14 protein-coding genes are annotated in these 17,419 nt (G+C 29.6%); 7 read left to right on the top strand and 7 right to left on the bottom strand.

Going from position 1 to position 17,419, the window contains the following annotated elements; translation table 11 throughout:
• Window positions 1–436: 436 nt before the first annotated feature.
• The 3 genes from ABF633_RS13895 to ABF633_RS13885 all read left to right on the top strand — a co-directional run bounded on the left by ABF633_RS13895 (window position 437) and on the right by ABF633_RS13885 (window position 3,532).
• Window positions 437–1,534, top strand: a complete 1,098-nt coding sequence (locus ABF633_RS13895; protein ID WP_415524487.1) for a FecCD family ABC transporter permease — start codon at window positions 437–439, stop codon at window positions 1,532–1,534.
• Complete coding sequence (locus tag ABF633_RS13890; protein WP_415524486.1) at window positions 1,531–2,313, top strand: ABC transporter ATP-binding protein; 783 nt, start codon at window positions 1,531–1,533, stop codon at window positions 2,311–2,313. The genes ABF633_RS13895 and ABF633_RS13890 overlap by 4 nt, the downstream gene beginning before the upstream one ends.
• Window positions 2,314–2,425: 112 nt before the next feature.
• Window positions 2,426–3,532 carry an ABC transporter substrate-binding protein gene (locus tag ABF633_RS13885; RefSeq protein ID WP_415524485.1) on the top strand — a complete coding sequence of 369 codons (1,107 nt, stop codon included), beginning with the start codon at window positions 2,426–2,428 and terminating at the stop codon, window positions 3,530–3,532.
• Between the two features lie 265 nt (window positions 3,533–3,797).
• Here the strand turns inward: ABF633_RS13885 and ABF633_RS13880 are convergent, their stop codons facing one another.
• The gene (locus ABF633_RS13880) at window positions 3,798–7,226 is read right to left on the bottom strand and encodes a pyruvate carboxylase (RefSeq protein WP_415524484.1); all 3,429 of its coding nucleotides are present in this window, start codon (window positions 7,224–7,226) and stop codon (window positions 3,798–3,800) included.
• Between the two features lie 934 nt (window positions 7,227–8,160).
• On the opposite strand from ABF633_RS13880, the gene hcp reads away from it, so the two are divergent.
• Window positions 8,161–9,453: a hydroxylamine reductase gene (gene hcp, locus ABF633_RS13875; RefSeq protein WP_415524488.1), complete on the top strand. Its 1,293-nt coding sequence runs from the start codon at window positions 8,161–8,163 to the stop codon at window positions 9,451–9,453.
• A 114-nt stretch (window positions 9,454–9,567) separates the two neighbouring features.
• On the opposite strand, the gene ABF633_RS13870 is transcribed toward hcp, so the two are convergent.
• Together ABF633_RS13870 and ABF633_RS13865 are read right to left on the bottom strand one after the other, a co-directional pair.
• A complete protein-coding gene (locus tag ABF633_RS13870; protein ID WP_415524483.1) occupies window positions 9,568–10,893 on the bottom strand; it encodes a glycosyltransferase family 39 protein in 1,326 nt (441 codons plus the stop codon).
• A 32-nt stretch (window positions 10,894–10,925) separates the two neighbouring features.
• Complete coding sequence (locus ABF633_RS13865) at window positions 10,926–11,612, bottom strand: Crp/Fnr family transcriptional regulator (RefSeq protein ID WP_415524482.1); 687 nt, start codon at window positions 11,610–11,612, stop codon at window positions 10,926–10,928.
• A 192-nt stretch (window positions 11,613–11,804) separates the two neighbouring features.
• Between ABF633_RS13865 and ABF633_RS13860 the strand changes: the two genes are divergently transcribed.
• Window positions 11,805–12,047, top strand: a complete 243-nt coding sequence (locus tag ABF633_RS13860) for a GIY-YIG nuclease family protein (protein WP_415524481.1) — start codon at window positions 11,805–11,807, stop codon at window positions 12,045–12,047.
• A gap of 69 nt (window positions 12,048–12,116) precedes the next feature.
• Here ABF633_RS13860 and ABF633_RS13855 read toward each other — a convergent pair whose 3' ends face one another.
• The 3 genes from ABF633_RS13855 to ABF633_RS13845 all read right to left on the bottom strand — a co-directional run bounded on the left by ABF633_RS13855 (window position 12,117) and on the right by ABF633_RS13845 (window position 14,536).
• A complete protein-coding gene (locus ABF633_RS13855) occupies window positions 12,117–12,800 on the bottom strand; it encodes a phosphatase PAP2 family protein (RefSeq protein ID WP_415524480.1) in 684 nt (227 codons plus the stop codon).
• Between the two features lie 188 nt (window positions 12,801–12,988).
• Entirely contained in the window at window positions 12,989–14,056 is a 1,068-nt protein-coding gene (locus tag ABF633_RS13850; protein WP_415524479.1) for a mannose-1-phosphate guanylyltransferase, read from the bottom strand.
• Between the two features lie 192 nt (window positions 14,057–14,248).
• Entirely contained in the window at window positions 14,249–14,536 is a 288-nt protein-coding gene (locus tag ABF633_RS13845; RefSeq protein ID WP_415524478.1) for a hypothetical protein, read from the bottom strand.
• A 198-nt stretch (window positions 14,537–14,734) separates the two neighbouring features.
• Here ABF633_RS13845 and ABF633_RS13840 point away from each other — a divergent pair, with 198 nt between their 5' ends.
• Window positions 14,735–15,181 carry a hypothetical protein gene (locus ABF633_RS13840; RefSeq protein WP_415524477.1) on the top strand — a complete coding sequence of 149 codons (447 nt, stop codon included), beginning with the start codon at window positions 14,735–14,737 and terminating at the stop codon, window positions 15,179–15,181.
• Between the two features lie 16 nt (window positions 15,182–15,197).
• On the opposite strand, the gene ABF633_RS13835 is transcribed toward ABF633_RS13840, so the two are convergent.
• Window positions 15,198–15,812: a DNA-3-methyladenine glycosylase gene (locus tag ABF633_RS13835; protein WP_415524476.1), complete on the bottom strand. Its 615-nt coding sequence runs from the start codon at window positions 15,810–15,812 to the stop codon at window positions 15,198–15,200.
• Between the two features lie 383 nt (window positions 15,813–16,195).
• Between ABF633_RS13835 and ABF633_RS13830 the strand changes: the two genes are divergently transcribed.
• Entirely contained in the window at window positions 16,196–17,368 is a 1,173-nt protein-coding gene (locus tag ABF633_RS13830) for a hypothetical protein (RefSeq protein ID WP_415524475.1), read from the top strand.
• Window positions 17,369–17,419 lie beyond the last annotated feature (51 nt).

Genomic DNA, 17,419 nt, shown 5'->3' with positions numbered 1-17,419 from the left:
TATAATAATAAAACATTATAAAAATTTATATAACTATAAATAAAATAACGATTACTAACAAAATATTAAATATAAATTTATTATATTAACAACTTTATTCATTTAATTTCATCAAATTTCAGTTTAAATCTTTAGTGAAATTGCAATTTATTACGTCAAATTAATCAAAAGTTCTTGATTTTGAAAATCAAATAAAATATAATTGATTTAACAAGTTATCCCGTAATACATCTTTAACTTTATGTAATGTTTTAATTTGTTTTAATCATATAGACTCTGTTTTATGTATACTTTCATTTATTTTACTTTACATAAGGTAACTTTTTATAAATTTAATAATACGAATTTATATATAACACTACAAAACTTAATATCTATTATTTAAATTTTGAAAATTCAATATAAAAATATATCATATTTGATAGAGGAGGCTATTATGAAAACTATAAACAAAGTAAATGTAAAACAAGACTCAACAATTTTACTTTCAGATTCAGTTACGAATACACACACTAAATTAAAGCAAAAAAAAAATTATCTTCTTATAATTTTAGTGCTATTACCAATATTCGCCTTTATTATATCTTTTAGTGTTGGAAGATATTCTATTTCAGTACCTACACTTTTTGATGTTTTCTATTCTAAGTTGTTCGGATTGAGTATACATTATCCTGATACTCTACTTACAGTACTGTTCAAAGTTAGAATTCCACGAATTTTCGCTGCCATGATGATAGGTGCCGCTCTTTCTGTATCAGGTGCAACTTATCAGGGTTTATTTAAAAATCCTATGGTAGCTCCAGAGACTCTAGGCACTTCAGCCGGTGCAGGCTTTGGTGCAGCTATTGCAATTCTTTTTTCCTTTAACCTTGTAGAAGTTCAAATATGTTCCTTTGTATTCGGATTACTAGCTGTCCTCTTAACTTATTTTATTAGTTCCATAATAAGCAGAGAGGATAACGGAATACTGAGTTTTGTACTTACAGGTATGGTAATTTCAAATCTCTGCTTAGCCTTAATATCTCTAGTAAAATATGTAGGTGATCCATACAACAAGCTTCCTGAAATCACTTTTTGGCTCATGGGTGGACTTTCATCCATAACCACTAAAAATGTTTTATTCATGATTATTCCTATGGTGTTCGGATTATTTCCAATAATTCTTTTAAGATGGAATCTAAATGTCCTTTCCCTTGGCGAAGAAGAAGCAAGATCTCTTGGTGTAAATACTTCTAGACTTAGAATTATAATGCTAGTGTGCTCAACACTAATGACTGCTTCTTCTGTTGCTCTAGGCGGAATGATTGTATGGGTAGGACTCATTATTCCACACTTGGCAAGAATGATAGTAGGTCCTAATTATAGAATTTTGATTCCAGCATCTGTGCTTATTGGCAGTGCTTATTTATTGTTAGTAGATGATGTGGCAAGAAGTTTATTTTCCATGGAAATTCCGTTAGGAATACTTACCTCATTAATAGGAGCACCATTTTTCATATACTTATTATTAAAAAGAAGGAGAGGCTGGATATGATATTAGAAATAAAAGATGCAGCTTGTGGTTATGGTTCAAGAACAGTAATAAGCGGATTGTCCTTGGATATACATTCTGGTGAAATTCTATGTATTCTTGGACCAAATGGTGTAGGTAAGACTACATTTTTTAAAACTATCTTAGGCTTTTTAAAAATTCAAGGTGGAGAAATCAGTATTGATGGTGATAATATACACAATTGGTCACGAAAAAAATTAGCTAAAGTTATTGCTTACGTGCCTCAGGCTCACACTCCTCCATTCCCATTTTTAGTTAAGGATGTAGTGACAATGGGGAGAACTGTTCATCTTGGAACCTTTGCTTCTCCCTCTAAAAATGATGTAGCTATAGCAGAAAGAGCTATGGAACTCCTTGAAATATCCTATTTAAAAGACAGAATATATACAGAAATAAGCGGTGGAGAAAGACAAATGGTTCTCATAGCCAGAGCATTAACTCAAGAACCAGATTTTTTAATTATGGATGAGCCTACTTCTAATTTGGATTTTGGTAATCAGATAAGAGTTCTTGAGCAAATAAACAGACTTTCTGAAACTGGTTTGGGAATTATTATGACTTCTCATTTTCCAGATCATGCTTTTCTCTGTTCCAGTAAAGTTGCTTTATTTCAGCGAAATAATAATTTTATTGTAGGTTATTCCGACGATGTAGTAACAGAGGAGAATCTCAAATCTGCCTATGGAGTTAATGTAAAAATTGCTACTACAATTGATAAAGATGGCAGCGTTATTAAGTCCTGTGTACCTTTATTGGCATAAATTAAAAAACACAATAACTAGTTTTATATTTATTTAATAGAATGTATAACCATATCTCATTAAATAATTTATATAAAGATAATTATATTATTAATTTAAAGGAAGTGTTCTTATGAAAAAATTTAAAATTTCTATCGTACTCGTTATTTGTTTAATTTTTACTTTATTAGTTGGATGTGGTAATAGTTCAACTTCATCAAATACATCAAATTCCACAGCTTCAAAACCAGCTAAACAGACTATTACAGATTCAACTGGTGCAAAAGTAGAAGTCCCAACTACAATAAATACTATTGCTGATGGTTGGCCTGCTCATAATGAAGTGTTAGTTATGCTTGGTCAAGGCAGTAAAATAGTTTCAACTAACAAAAGTGATGCTCCACAAAGTAGACCATGGCTTGCTGTAGTAAATCCACAAATGAAAAAAGCAACAACTGCTTTTACCAATACTGCTGTAAATACAGACGAACTATTAAAAACAAAGCCAGATATAGTATTTAACTCTGTAGTACCACAAATTGCAAATTCAGTAACTCAACTTGGGATTCCAGTTGTTCAATTGACTTATACAAATTTTGATGAATTAAAAAATGTATTTACATTATCCGGTAAAATATTAGGACCAGATGCAGAGAAAAAAGCAAACAACTATATAAAATATTTAGATGGTAAGCTTACTTCAATACAAGCTGTAACTTCAAAGATTCCAGAAAATCAAAAGCCTAAAGTTTTACATATAACAGCTCTTAACCCATTAACTATAGATGGTAGCAACACAATAATAGATAGCTGGATAAAGGTAGCTGGTGGTATAAATGCAGCTAGCAGTGTAAGTGGTAATATGAAGGTAGTATCTATGGAAAACATATTACAGTGGAATCCTGATGTTATTATCTTCAGTAGTAATACAGTTACTAATTCAAATGATAGAGCAACAGCTATTGAAAAATTATCTAGCGATCCAACTTGGTCAAAAATAAATGCTGTAAAGAATAAAAAAATGTACGTAAATCCAGATGGAGCTTTCTTATGGGATAGATATGGCGCAGAAGAAGCATTGCAAATACAATGGGCTGCTAAAACATTATATCCTGATAAATTTACCAACATAGATATGACTAAAGAAACAAAGAGTTTCTATAAAACATTCTTAAATTATAATCTTACTGATGATGAAACTGACAGAATACTTAAAGCTTTACCTCCAGCAACTAAATAATAAATCTTTTATGAGATAAAAAGCGTGGATTTATTCCACGCTTTTTTATCTTATAACTAATATAAACTACAATTTAATTAACTCTTATTATTTAGACATACCAGTCATATTGTACTTATAAAATTATGTACACTATATTGACTATTGCTTATTAAAATAAAACAAGAGAATCCACTTGTCAATTATTTTCAAGCGGATTCTCTTATTCAATTGAATATTTTTAAACTAATTACACGGTAAACAAATAACTAGCCAGTGAACTAAACTATTTCAAACTGATTAATAATTCTCCTGCCTTAACCTGTTGACCCTCTGATACATTTATTGATTCAACAGTACCTGAAGCAGAAGCAGATACTCTAGTTTCCATTTTCATAGCTTCTACAATCATTAAAGGCTGATTTTCACTTACTTCTTCCCCTTCTGAAACTAGTACTTTCAGAATAGTTCCAGGAATAGGTGCTCCCACCTCTAAAGGATTTGAGCTATCTGCCATCTTTGTGGAGAAGATTTCATTTACATTATTGCTATCCTTATCTTTGATTTTAATTTCTCTACGATTTCCATCCACTTCAAAATAAAGTGTCTTATTACCTTCTGCATCTATCTTTCCGATTCCTGCAAGTTTTATCATATAGGTCTTACCATTAGCTACTTCAGCTTCACAGGTTTCACCTTCAGCAAGACCATGGAAATATACATCACTACCTAATCTGCTTAAATCTCCAAACTCTTTAGTATAATTTAAATAATCTTCGAATACATCAGGATACAATGCATAGCTAAGGGCATCTTTTTTATTTGGAGCAATATCATATTTATCCTTTAAATATTCCTCTACCTTATTAAAATCTTCATCTGGAAGTAATTCTCCTGGTCTACAAGTAATAGGTTCTTCTCCCTTTAATACTAAATTCTGCAGCTTTTTAGGGAAGCCATCCATAGGCTGACCCATCATTCCCTTAAAATAAGCAACTACAGAATCTGGGAATGCCATATTAACAGCTTTATCATATATATTCTCTGGTGTAAGATCGTTTTGAACCATGAATATAGCAAAATCTCCTACCATTTTAGAAGATGGTGTTACTTTTACAATATCTCCAACCATCTCATTTACCTTCTTGTACATTGCCTTAATTTCATTAAATTTATGACCAAGACCAAAGCTCTCTACCTGAGGTTTTAAATTTGAATACTGACCTCCTGGAATCTCATATTCATAGATTTCAGCAGAACCAGATTTAAGCTCTGATTCAAATTTATAATAAACCGGTCTAACTGCAGCCCAGTAATCTGATACTTGCTGAATACCTCTTAAATCTATACCAGTATCTCTTCTTGTATTCTTTAATGCCGCTGCTACTGAATTTAATGCAGGCTGACTTGTAAGCCCTGACATACTGTTAAAGGCTGTATCCACAATATCCACACCAGCTTCTGCAGCCATTAAAACTGTAGCTACTCCATTTCCAGTAGTATCGTGAGTATGAAGATGTATAGGCATTCCAACTTCCTGTTTTAATGCTCCCACTAATTTATAAGCAGCATGTGGTTTTAAAAGTGCTGACATATCTTTAATTCCTAAAATATGTGCTCCTGTCTTTTCAATTTCTTTTGCCAAGTTTATATAGTAATCCAAATTATACTTAGTCTTTTTATCATTTAATATATCTCCAGTATAACAAATACAGGCTTCTGCAACTTTTCCACTCTTTAATACTTCATCTATGGATAATTCCATTCCCTTTAGCCAGTTCAAAGAATCAAATATTCTAAATACATCTATACCGCTATTAGCTGATTCTTTAATGAATTCACGTATTACATTATCTGGATAGTTTTTATATCCTACTGCATTGGCACCACGTATAAGCATTTGGAAAAGAACATTAGGAATTTTTTTCCTGAGCTGTGCAAGTCTCTCCCAAGGTGATTCTCCAAGGAATCTATAAGCCACATCAAAAGTAGCTCCTCCCCACATTTCTAAGGAAAATAAGTCCTTTCCATAAGCAGAGGTAGCCTCAGCTATTTTTATCATATCTCTTGTTCTTACCCTAGTAGCCATTAGAGATTGATTGGCATCTCTCATAGTAGTATCTGTTAAAAGCAGCTTATTTTGCTCTTTAATCCAGCTTACAAGACCTTCTGTGCCCTTAATATCTAAAATTTGTTTTGTTCCAACTAGGCTATCTTGAATTTCAACCTTAGGCACTACTGGTACATCGTATTCCTTTTTAATACCCTTAGTTTCATTAACTACCTTTTCACCAATAAATTTAAGTAATCTTAACTCTTCATCCTCATGAGGTAAAATATTAATTAATTCTGGATTTTCATCAATAAAACCAGTGTCACATTCACCCTTTAAGAAAGTAGGATGATTTAGTACATTAATTAAGAATCCTATATTAGTCTTTACTCCAGAAATATTAGTTTCCTTAACTGCACGAATAGCCTTTCTTACACAGTCTTTAAAAGTTCTTGACCATGATATATTCTTAACTAGAAGACTATCATAATATGGACTTATTACTGCTCCTGAGAAACCATTTCCTCCATCTAGTCTTATACCAAAACCTGAACTAGTTCTGTAAACTTCTATCTTTCCTGTATCCGGCGCAAAATTATGAGAAGGATCCTCTGTAGTTATTCTGCATTGAATAGAATATCCTCTTGCTTTTATATCATCTTGTGAGTAAATTCCTATTTCTTCAGAATCAAGTTTATATCCTTCTGCAATTAAAATTTGACTTTGGACTATATCTATTCCAGTTATCATTTCTGTTATAGTATGTTCTACCTGAACTCTAGGATTCATTTCTATAAAATAATGATTTCCGTGCATATCTACTAAAAATTCTAAAGTTCCTGCGCTTCTATAATTTACTGATCTTGCTATCTTTAAAGCATCTTCACAAATTTGATTTCTCTTTTCATCTGAAATTGAAATTGCTGGTGTAAATTCAATAACCTTTTGGTGTCTTCTCTGTATAGAGCAATCTCTTTCATGTAAATGAACAATGTTCCCGTATTTATCTCCTAAAACCTGTACTTCTATGTGTTTTGGTTTTTCAAGATATTTCTCCATAAACATAACATCTATACCAAAAGCTTTTTTAGCTTCGCTTTTTGCACTCATAAAAGAGGATGGCAGTTCTTCTTCATTCCTTACAATTCTCATACCTCTTCCACCGCCACCAGCAGCAGCCTTTAGCATAATAGGATATCCACATTCTCTAGCAAGCTTTTTTGCCTCTTCTACTGTTTTTATATCCCTTTCATATCCTGGTATAGTTGGAACCCCTATTTCCTTTGCAACTATTTTGGATTTAATTTTATCGCCAAGCTTATCCATCATTTCTGATGTGGGCCCAATAAATTCTATTCCTGCTTCAGCACATTTTTTTGCAAATTCAGCATTTTCTGACAGAAATCCGTATCCAGGATGGATAGCATCTACGCCTTTTTTTAGTGCTAAATTAATAATTTCTTCAATATTTAAATAAGCTTCAACCGGACTTTTATTTTCACCAATTAGATAAGCCTCATCTGCTTTTGTTCTAAATAAAGAATATTTATCTTCATTAGAATAAATTGCAACGGTACGTATTCCAAGCTCTTTACAAGCTCTAAAAATTCTTATTGCAATTTCTCCTCTATTGGCAACCAATACTCTTTTAAATTCTTTCATTTTAATCCTCCTAGTTTGTCTGCATTATCATATAAAGAATCTCATTTATTCCTACTAAATAGAATAACGTTTTTTTACGAAAAATGCAATATTGAAAACACTTAAAATTCATATCATTTATTTTTTTTAAATTTTTTGAATATTCAGTTGATATTCTTATATACTAGTGTTATAATGAATTCAAGAAGAAAGTTAAATCTTCTTACAAGTCCTAACTCATAAGATAAGAATGGAGTTAGTTAATATCTAATAGTTGTCATATTATAGATATACATGGTACAAATATTAATTATTTGACTAAAGTATAAATATATAATTGATGACTATAAGGATATAAATCACATTTAATCAAATGTGCGGAATTCTCCAACCCCAATAGGTTGAAGATGGATAGCACTTACCGACAGGCAAGGAATGTGATAATATGTAAATAATAGTTTTTCAAATTACCGTTGGAATGACGGAAAGGGTTTCTATAAAAAACCCATAGCCCCGGAAACTGATAGCTTGTAAAATAACATTTCCTATATGGTTAAGCAGGATTAAGGGAAGCCATCCACTTCTATAAGTGATGGTAGTTCACATTTTATAATATATAAAATATTATAAAAAATAAATTATAGAAAAGGGTGATCGAAATACAATCAGAAGAACCAGGCTGTATAGATGAGTTAGGATTTGTTTAACCACCAATTAGTTGTAAATTATAGCTAATTGGTGGTTATTAATTTTTCTGCATTTTTTGAAGACTCTTTAATAAAAAAATAACTCAAAAATATGATAAAAACTTTCACAACTGTGATATATATCACTGAAACTTTCGCTTAATTATAATAAAATACATACATAGAGTTGAATAACACATATAAAAAGGAGAGATTTTATAATGATTAATATATTTAAAAAAGAAGAAAACAAAAATACTTGCAATCCAATGTTCTGCTATCAATGTGAACAAACTCCAGAAGGTGGATGTACAAAATTTGGTGTCTGCGGTAAAAATCCAGAAATAGCAAGTCTTCAGGATACAATAATATTTGGACTAAAAGGAGTATCTGCATATAGAACTCATGCTGCAGAACTTGGAAAAACAGATCCAGAAGTGGACAAGATAATTAGTGAAGCATTATATACAACACTTACAAATTCAAATTTCAGTTTAGAAGAAAATGTGGGCATGGCATTAAAGGTTGGTACAGCAGCAGTTAAGGTTATGGATCTTCTAGATGGTGCACATACTTCTAGACTAGGGGTACCAGTACCTACAGTAGTTACACAGGACAAAGTTGAAGGTCACAGCATATTAGTTACAGGACATAATCTATACGCTTTAGAAGAATTATTAAAGCAAACAGAAGGAAAAGGAATAAACATATATACCCATTCAGAAATGCTTCCTGCTCATGGATATCCAGAACTAAAAAAATATCCTCACTTAAAAGGTAATGTAGGTAAAGCATGGTATGATCAAAGACAATTATTTGAGAAATTCCCAGGAGCAATTCTTGGAACTACAAACTGCTTAATGCCAATAACTACAGGAACTTATGCAGACAGATTCTGGACTTACGGAACAGCAGGGCTTGAAGGAATTGAAAAGATTCAAAATAATGATTTCACTCCATTAATAAATAAAGCTTTAGAATTACCAGAAGCAAATATTCAGTCAGATAAAACTTTAACTACTGGTTTCCATCACAATACAGTACTATCTATAGCACCAGAAATAATCGAGGCTGTTAAAGCTGGAAAAATCAAAAGATTTTTCGTAATAGCTGGTTGTGATGCACCTACTAAGGGAAGAAATTACTACAGAGATCTTGCAGAAGCACTTCCAAAGGAATGTGTAATATTAACTACTTCCTGCGGTAAATTCAGATTTAACGATATAGACTTTGGAACAGTTCCAGGAACAGATATACCAAGATATATAGACCTTGGACAATGTAACAATTCTGGTTCAACAGTAAAAATTGCACTAGCACTAGCAGAAGCTTTTGGCTGCGGAGTTAATGACCTTCCAGTAAGTATCGTATTATCATGGTTTGAACAAAAAGCTGTGGCAATATTACTTGGATTATTCAGTCTTGGTGTTAAAAATATATATGTAGGACCTTCAGCACCTAAATTTATATCAGAGGGTGTATTAAAGGTATTACAGGACAACTTCAATTTAAACCTAGTAAGTGGAGATGCAAAGGCAGATCTTGCTAAAATGATGGGCTAATATTAAAAAATACAGGGACTATAAACTATGAAATCTATCCTCTTGCTAGAATAGAGTAACTTAGTGAATAGTCCCTAATTTTTATTGTAAATACAGCTAAATACTCTCAAAAGATTACCTTTTTAATCTGAAATAGCGTACAGTTTCCAATACACTTATACAGAAATATGAAGAAAGCATTATTACCAAAGACATTACGGGGTAAAAATATCTACTCATAGTGAAGAATGGCAGATATACAATAATAAAATATATTATAGTTCCTATAATCAAAATTCCAGAAACATCCTTGTTACGCCTTATAAAATATAAAATAGCACCAAATAAACTTAATACCAGTAATAATACATGATATTTATCTTCCATTGCATACTTCACATTGAAAATACTTTTCCAATAAAAAGGAGTTCTAACCTGAATAGCACCTTTTCCTATAGTATACCAATAAATAAATTTTAAAGGTTCCTTTGGAAAAAGAGTATCTAACCTGTACTTTGAAAGAGATATTTCCATAGTATTTCTCTGTATCTCTGAAAGTTTAGGATCCTTAGTATTATAATGAGTGTAATCCAGCCCATCTATTGCTTTAGTAGTTTGATCATAATTAATAAATGTTCCCTGTAACATGGGATTTCCTGTAGCTAAAGTAAAGGGAATAAACCTGTTAAATGTTTTATAATTCCTTATCCACCAAGGACTTAATATTAAAGAAAATACTGCAGCTACAACTACAACATATTTAATAGCATTTTTAAAGCTTATTTTTTTTATTATCCAAATAATTAAAATTACTATTGGATAGGTAGATATAGTAGGTCTGAACAAAGTAGCAAAACCCAAGGCTATACCTCCTAAAATATAAAATTTAGTCTCATTCTTATCTATAGCCCATATTGAAAAATATACAAGTCCCAATACAAAAAACTTAAAAAAGCTTTCAGTCAATATTAAGTTTGGAACCCAAATTTCAGGTATATAAATTAAATCAAGCAATACTGCAGCAATAGCTACTTTACTGTTGAATGCTTTTCTAGATATGTAAAACAATAAAAGTAGTGATAGGACCTGAGCTACGCCCTGCATAATCCTAAAGGCTGTTATTCCACCAAACTCGCCAAAAATTTTCATCCAAAAAGCTAAAGTGTATGAAAGCCCAGGCATCATAAAAACAGTAGGAGCCGGTGGTTTATGATAAGTATATACTCCCGTCTGTACTAAGTTCCAGGCACTTCTTATAAATTTTACATCATCATTATTGGGTTCATAAAAATCTCCTAAAAGAGTACTATTTCCATAATAAAAAATAGAAATTAATATTAAATAAAATAAAATTATACAACTTAAAAAAAGTATAATTTTTGTCAATTTATTTTCATTCTTTAAACTAAACAATCTTTCACCAACTTTTATTTTAATATATAACATGTTAAAATAATCCATAAATATTATAATTATAAGTGTAATTTATATTTCTACTCAGTGCACTTTTCAAGTTCACCTTTATCAATAATTATAATTTTTTTAGCTGAGGTATCTACTACACCTTCTTTTTTTAAATCACTTATGATTCTGCTTACAGTTTCTCTAGAGGTTCCAACCATATTTGCAATATCTTGTCTTGTAATATCTATATCGATTTCAATACCAGTTTTAGTTTCCTTCCCATGCCTTTCACACAAATCAAGCAGAGTCCTTGAAGTCCTATTATATGTATCACTGAACGCCATATCTTTAATTGTTTTTTGGGATCGATACAGCCTTTTACTAAGTACCTTTATTATTTGTAGTGCCAACTCATTATTACTTAAAATCATTTTTTCAATGTCCTTATTTAAAATTATACCTATTTCACTATTTTCCATAGTTTCCACAGTAGCAGGATAGGAAACGTCATTAAATAGCGTAACTTCGGCAAAAATTGAACCCTCGCCCAATATATTTAATGTAATATCTCTTCCATCAAGAGAGGTTTTATATATTTTAACCTTACCAGATTTAACAAAAAAGAATGCCTCACCTTTATCTCCCTCGAAAAATATTATTTCACCTTTTTTATATTTTTTCGTGCTTTGTAATTTTAATATTTCCTCTAATATATTTTCAGAAAGCTGCGAAAACACAGGTATATTTTTTATTACTTTTATGGAATCTTGCAACATTATCACGTCCTCAATATATTATTACTCTAAGAAATAACATAATTTTTTAAATATCCATACAACTCTTTTAAATTATATAATAATCATGATAATATTTACAAGATTTAAATGCTTATGATTCTATTTAAGTATACAAAAATAGTGATACAATATACTTATCTATAAATAAACTATTTAAAAAGGATTTACATTATGAACTATGTCTATATTTTAAAATGCAGTGATGGAACTTTATACACTGGTTATACAAATGATTTAAAGAAAAGATTAAAGATACATAATAGTGGAAAAGGTGCAAAATACACAAGAGGTAGACTCCCTGTAGAGCTCATATACTATGAAGAATTTGAAACTAAAAGTGAAGCCACAAAAAGAGAATACTATATAAAGCAGCTTCCAAGAATAGAAAAAATAAAAATTATTCAGAAGCTTTAAGCTGCTTAAAAAATAATAAGTCAAAGATACTCGCTATTTCTTTACTATATATAGCTTATAATATTTTTATTAATACTTTACATCACTTTTATTTCCAAGTGAAAAGCTGCTGATTGCTAAATAAGGTTTCTTACAGAATTCTGCCACTTCATCTTTAATCACTATATTGGCTATAGCAAATGTAACTACAGCTATGGCAATACCATATACTGCATCTAAAATAACATGCTGTTTCACAAAAAATGTAGATACAATTATCAATATATTTAATATGGTCACAAAAATACCAATGGCTTTATTTCTTTCTCTACACTTCCATATGCCTTCAATCATAAAAAAGCAGGTCATTACATGTATACTTGGAAAACAATTATATGGATTATCTATCTTATATAAAATTCTAATTATATCTGTAAATATATCATTACCTACTAGAGTTGGCCTTGAAATTGTAGTTTGAAAAAAATAGAAGGTAAGATAAGATATTACCAAACCACAAACCAAACTAACTAAAAGCTTGCAATAGGTTAATTTATCCTTTGTACATATATATATGAAAACTATTGGCACTAAAGGATACCATACAACATATGGTATTATAAATTGTTTTATAAAAGGTATACTCATATCCAGATTAGTAGCTAAACTGGTAATTCCTCTACTAGGTGAATTTAAAAGTCCATATATTCCATTCAATATTAATATTGGAAGCATAAAGCAAAAAGCTGGTATATTATCACGTATCTTATTCATTTTAGTCCCCCTTATTAGATCAATAAATCAAATATACTATCAGATATCATTATATCATAATTTCCATTGGTAATTTAAAAATATGACCCAATAACTGATTATTGAATCATGGAAATTTAGCATTAGTTCCTGTAGATATTATTTAACCACCAATTAGTATACTATAAATACTAGTTGGTGGTTTTAACCTATAAATATTTATCCAATATATTATTGTCCTTTAAGGTGTTTACTAGAGACTTTATTTCTTGATCTTTGTTTTTGTCCATTATTAGAATTACATCCCCTGAATCCACTACGATTAAATCCTTTATTCCAAAGCCTATAACAAGCTTATCTTTTCCAAATATACAGCAGTTTTCACTCTGCTCTAAAAATGTATTACCATTAATGCTATTCCCTCGATATTCATTCAAAAATCTGGACAAAGCAACAAAATTGCCTATATCATCCCATCCAAAGTCACATTTTATTACATATGCTTTTCTAGTTTTTTGCATTACACCAAAATCTACTGATATTCCATCTATAAGCTCATATTGTTCCCTTATAACCTCCTCTTCTTTTTCTGTTCCCAAATATTGATATATAGTCATAAGGCTCTTATACATCTTTGGCAGATATTTTTCCATTTCTCTTAAAAATGAATCTGCTCGCCAGATAAACATTCCACTATTCCACAAATAATTTTCTGCCAGTAAAAAATCCTTTGCCACCTCAATATTGGGCTTCTCAACAAATCTTTCAACCTTATACGCAGAACTGGAGGAAGAAATTTTTTCTCCCATTTGTATATACCCATATCCCGTTTCTGGTCTTGTTGGTGGAATCCCTATAGTTACGAGTCCTCTTCTTCTCTGCACTATATCTACACCTTGTTTTAATGTATCTATAAATTCTTTATTTCCTTCTACATGATGATCTGAAGGAAGAACCATCATCACTGCATCATTATCTTTTTTTAACAATTTTATAGCTGACAATCCAATGCAGGTAGCAGTTTCTTTATTAATAGGCTCTGCATAAACATTTTCTTTGCTTATTTCTGGAATCTCATCATATACTTTCTGTATATAATTTTCATTAGTCACAATATATATATTTTCCTTATTAACTAAAGGCTTTATTCTATCAACGGTGTTTCTTAGAAAGCTTTTATTATTAATTACTTTTAAGAACTGTTTGGGATTCTCTTCACGAGATAGAGGATAAAGTCTTGTTCCCTTTCCACCTGCCAATATTAGTGCATATAACAAAAAAAACACCTCAAATAATTATTGCTCACACTAACATAATATGAACAAATACATTATAAGGTGATGATTGTAAACGGTTTACCTTAAACTAATGATGCGTTATTACAGATAGAGAAAATAAATCTTGTTAGAACAATTTTTAAATAAATTTTAGGGATTTACTTAGTTAGTAAATCCCTTATGTTTTATTACTTACACATCTTTATAATCTACATCTATTACTTCTCCATCCAACTCATCACTTGATGTAAAAGCAGAAGTATTATTATAATTATTTTTTGAACTTGTGTTTATTTTTGATTTACTCTTTTTAAAATACTTTTTAAAATATCTCTTTCCCATTACTATAGCATAAATCACCACACCTGCAATTATAAATAAAGGTATTAAATGTATTAATAGATAGCCCCCAATCAATACAGCTGCCACTATACCCATAAGCCATAATATTTCTGAAAAACCTTTCCCCACAAAATCCATTTAATTCACTTCTTTCTTTACAATTTATAGTATGTATAAATTGTTACTTTTATTTATATATTCATTATATCACAATTTTATAAAGAGTTATTTATTATCACTTAATAAAGTATTAATAAATTGTTAAATTTCAAATGCATATCTAAAATTTTATAAGAATATATCTATAATAGTACACAAATAAGGGGAGGTTAATATATGTATCCATTTACTCCTAATTCCCATGATAAAGTATCTAAATATCTTTTTAATCTAATATCAAATTCAAATGAATCCATTAAATTCATAAATGGAATAATAGATGAATTGCTAATGTTTGATAAATTTAATAAAAGTGCAGACTTTTTAAAATTTATAATATATTTTAAAAATGGAAGTTTTTCTAGTTTTAAATGTGAAGGATACCTAAAATGTCTTATAGCTTCTAAATTTTATGCTCCTTCTCTTTTAAAATATCTAATAAATGAAATAGATATGTGTTTTAATGATTTCACTCAATCTTTTATATATCTTGATATAATAAAAATAAATAATAAAACAACAGTTAATGAAGATTTTGAAAAACTATTAAAAGAAATAGATAATTTTACAAACATACTCAAAGTTATAGCAGATGTAATCAGTCTTTATAATTTCTCTTATTAGCAAAGCTATACCTAAGTTATCTGCTCTTAGAAACAAACTTATTCCCTTCTATAAAAAATCTCCAGGGAAAATCTTTTGCTTCCCCTGCATAATCAATTCCTATTCTCTTTGATATACCTATATCAAAGGGTTCTTTATGGCTCTCTTTAATAAACAAAATATCTTCACATAAATCTATTCCATTACATCCTCTTTTATCAATATCCATAGCTTTACAAAGCTTTGATGGCCCATTTGTTAAATTTATTATCTGCTTCTCTTTAAGCTCCTCAAAAGGCAGATTATATCTTCTCTCACTCATTATTTCCATGCCATCAACAGGCTGAAGTGCTCTGATGAGTACTGCCTCACCTATTCCTTCTTCTCTAGTAACCACATTCATACAGTAATGCATTCCATATATAAAAAACACATAAGAAAGCCCTGGCTTACCATACATTACTTCAACTCTCTCTGTTCTTCTTCCATTATAAGTATGGGCTGCTTTATCTATAATTCCCTTATAGGCTTCAACCTCAACAATTTTCCCAGAAGTTATTTTACCTCCAACGCTGTGAACCAATATCTTACCTAAAAGATCTTTAGCCACCTCTACAGTATCCCTATTATAAAATTCTCTTTTTAATTTCATAGTAAATCACTCCACAATGCTACTAAATTTAATTAATCAAAATATCAGGCATATGAAAATAAATAATAGATCAAAGATGTGACGTATATTTTAAATTAAACAAGGAAACAGGTTCTGATGATAGTGGGCTATCAGAGGGTTCTGTTGACGCAGTAGAATTTAAAATATACTAGCATACTGGCCTATTTATTTTTTGAATATGCCTAACCTATTAAAATAAAAAACCATTGTCTCTTAATAAACAGAGTTCTAAGTATCAGTATTTACTATACTTAGAATATGAATTGAATAAAACATGCATTTAATGTCAAAATTAATTAATATATACTACAAATATATATTTTATCAATAAAAAACAATACATATAATAGGTAGGTGCTTCAATGTATAATCTCAATAAAAATAAAATTCCAAACAATGCTCAAGTAGTTTTAAATAGATTCAAAAGAGATTTTTTTATTGAATATAATAACTCCTCAATTAAGTCTAAAACATTAATGAAAAAATATTTTCAACATATTTTTAGACGCTGGTACTATTCTTCCTTAATATTTAATAATTATCTTTCACCTTCAAATATAATAAATAAAATTTTTTTACAAAATAATATTACCAATACTACTATGTTAACTATAGCAAGGCCAGTACTAAAGAATAATAAAATTCGTGATATAAATTTTAATTCATATGAATATAATATAGAAAATCATCCTGTTATAAAAGATATCTGTTTACTTACAAGTTTTTTTACCCCAGATAGAGAAATTAAAAATAGCGGACTTTTGCAGACAGATCTTGCTGAATCTATTAAATATAAATTTACTATACCAGATATTTTCTATATAAACTACCTGACGAAGCTATCCTTTAAACTAGGAATTATAAAAAAACTGCCCTCAATAAACTGTAATCGTGCTCAAATTTGCTATAATGCTGATTTTTGGGAGAATGATAATAAAATACAATTTAATAAGATTGTAACAGCTTCTATTGAACTATCTTCAAAAAAATTATTGGAAGTTCTTTCTGAAGTAAATAATTTTTTTAATGTTGATTATTTAAAATCATTACTTAAAAATGGAATACATATAGAAAATACCATTGAAAGTGATTATTTAAATAAACTAAACTTAAATCTCAGCTATATTATGTCAATTATCGTAAAGGACCCGAATAAGTTATCAAAAGATGAGCTTAAAATTTTAGAATTATTTAATAAACTTGGATGTTTTATAGAAACCTATTTTATAACAATAATGGGCCAATATTTAGGAATAATAAATCCTATTAATACCTTTACTTTTATATTTCCTATAGAGATACAAAAGTATACAAATAATTATAATATAGATTGTACTAAAGAAATATTTTTATTTAGTCCATCTTCACTTTATGATCTTTCAAATTTTGGAGAAATTTATATGGGCTCCAAGGCAAAAGGAAAAAAACTTGAACATATACCAGAAAATATTGACTATAGAAAACTTAATCATTCTCTAAATACGTTAAACAGCTTTAATGAAATTAGGTTAAAGGATTTTATAACTTTTAAATAATTCTATAACTAAAATATATCAACAAACACATAAAAAATATAAGGTAAGCCT

Source organism: Clostridium sp., assembly GCF_047718555.1.
Lineage (GTDB): Bacteria > Bacillota > Clostridia > Clostridiales > Clostridiaceae > Clostridium_I.
This window is presented reverse-complemented; position numbering and strand designations above follow the sequence as displayed.

Excerpts from the sequence above, each read along its gene's own strand:
- ABF633_RS13895 (WP_415524487.1), top strand. The coding sequence starts at position 437 with ATGAAAACTATAAACAAAGTAAATGTAAAACAAGACTCAACAATTTTA.
- ABF633_RS13890 (WP_415524486.1), top strand. The coding sequence starts at position 1,531 with ATGATATTAGAAATAAAAGATGCAGCTTGTGGTTATGGTTCAAGAACA.
- ABF633_RS13885 (WP_415524485.1), top strand. The coding sequence starts at position 2,426 with ATGAAAAAATTTAAAATTTCTATCGTACTCGTTATTTGTTTAATTTTT.
- ABF633_RS13880 (WP_415524484.1), bottom strand. The coding sequence starts at position 7,226 with ATGAAAGAATTTAAAAGAGTATTGGTTGCCAATAGAGGAGAAATTGCA.
- hcp (WP_415524488.1), top strand. The coding sequence starts at position 8,161 with ATGTTCTGCTATCAATGTGAACAAACTCCAGAAGGTGGATGTACAAAA.
- ABF633_RS13870 (WP_415524483.1), bottom strand. The coding sequence starts at position 10,893 with ATGGATTATTTTAACATGTTATATATTAAAATAAAAGTTGGTGAAAGA.
- ABF633_RS13865 (WP_415524482.1), bottom strand. The coding sequence starts at position 11,612 with ATGTTGCAAGATTCCATAAAAGTAATAAAAAATATACCTGTGTTTTCG.
- ABF633_RS13860 (WP_415524481.1), top strand. The coding sequence starts at position 11,805 with ATGAACTATGTCTATATTTTAAAATGCAGTGATGGAACTTTATACACT.
- ABF633_RS13855 (WP_415524480.1), bottom strand. The coding sequence starts at position 12,800 with ATGAATAAGATACGTGATAATATACCAGCTTTTTGCTTTATGCTTCCA.
- ABF633_RS13845 (WP_415524478.1), bottom strand. The coding sequence starts at position 14,536 with ATGGATTTTGTGGGGAAAGGTTTTTCAGAAATATTATGGCTTATGGGT.
- ABF633_RS13840 (WP_415524477.1), top strand. The coding sequence starts at position 14,735 with ATGTATCCATTTACTCCTAATTCCCATGATAAAGTATCTAAATATCTT.
- ABF633_RS13835 (WP_415524476.1), bottom strand. The coding sequence starts at position 15,812 with ATGAAATTAAAAAGAGAATTTTATAATAGGGATACTGTAGAGGTGGCT.
- ABF633_RS13830 (WP_415524475.1), top strand. The coding sequence starts at position 16,196 with ATGTATAATCTCAATAAAAATAAAATTCCAAACAATGCTCAAGTAGTT.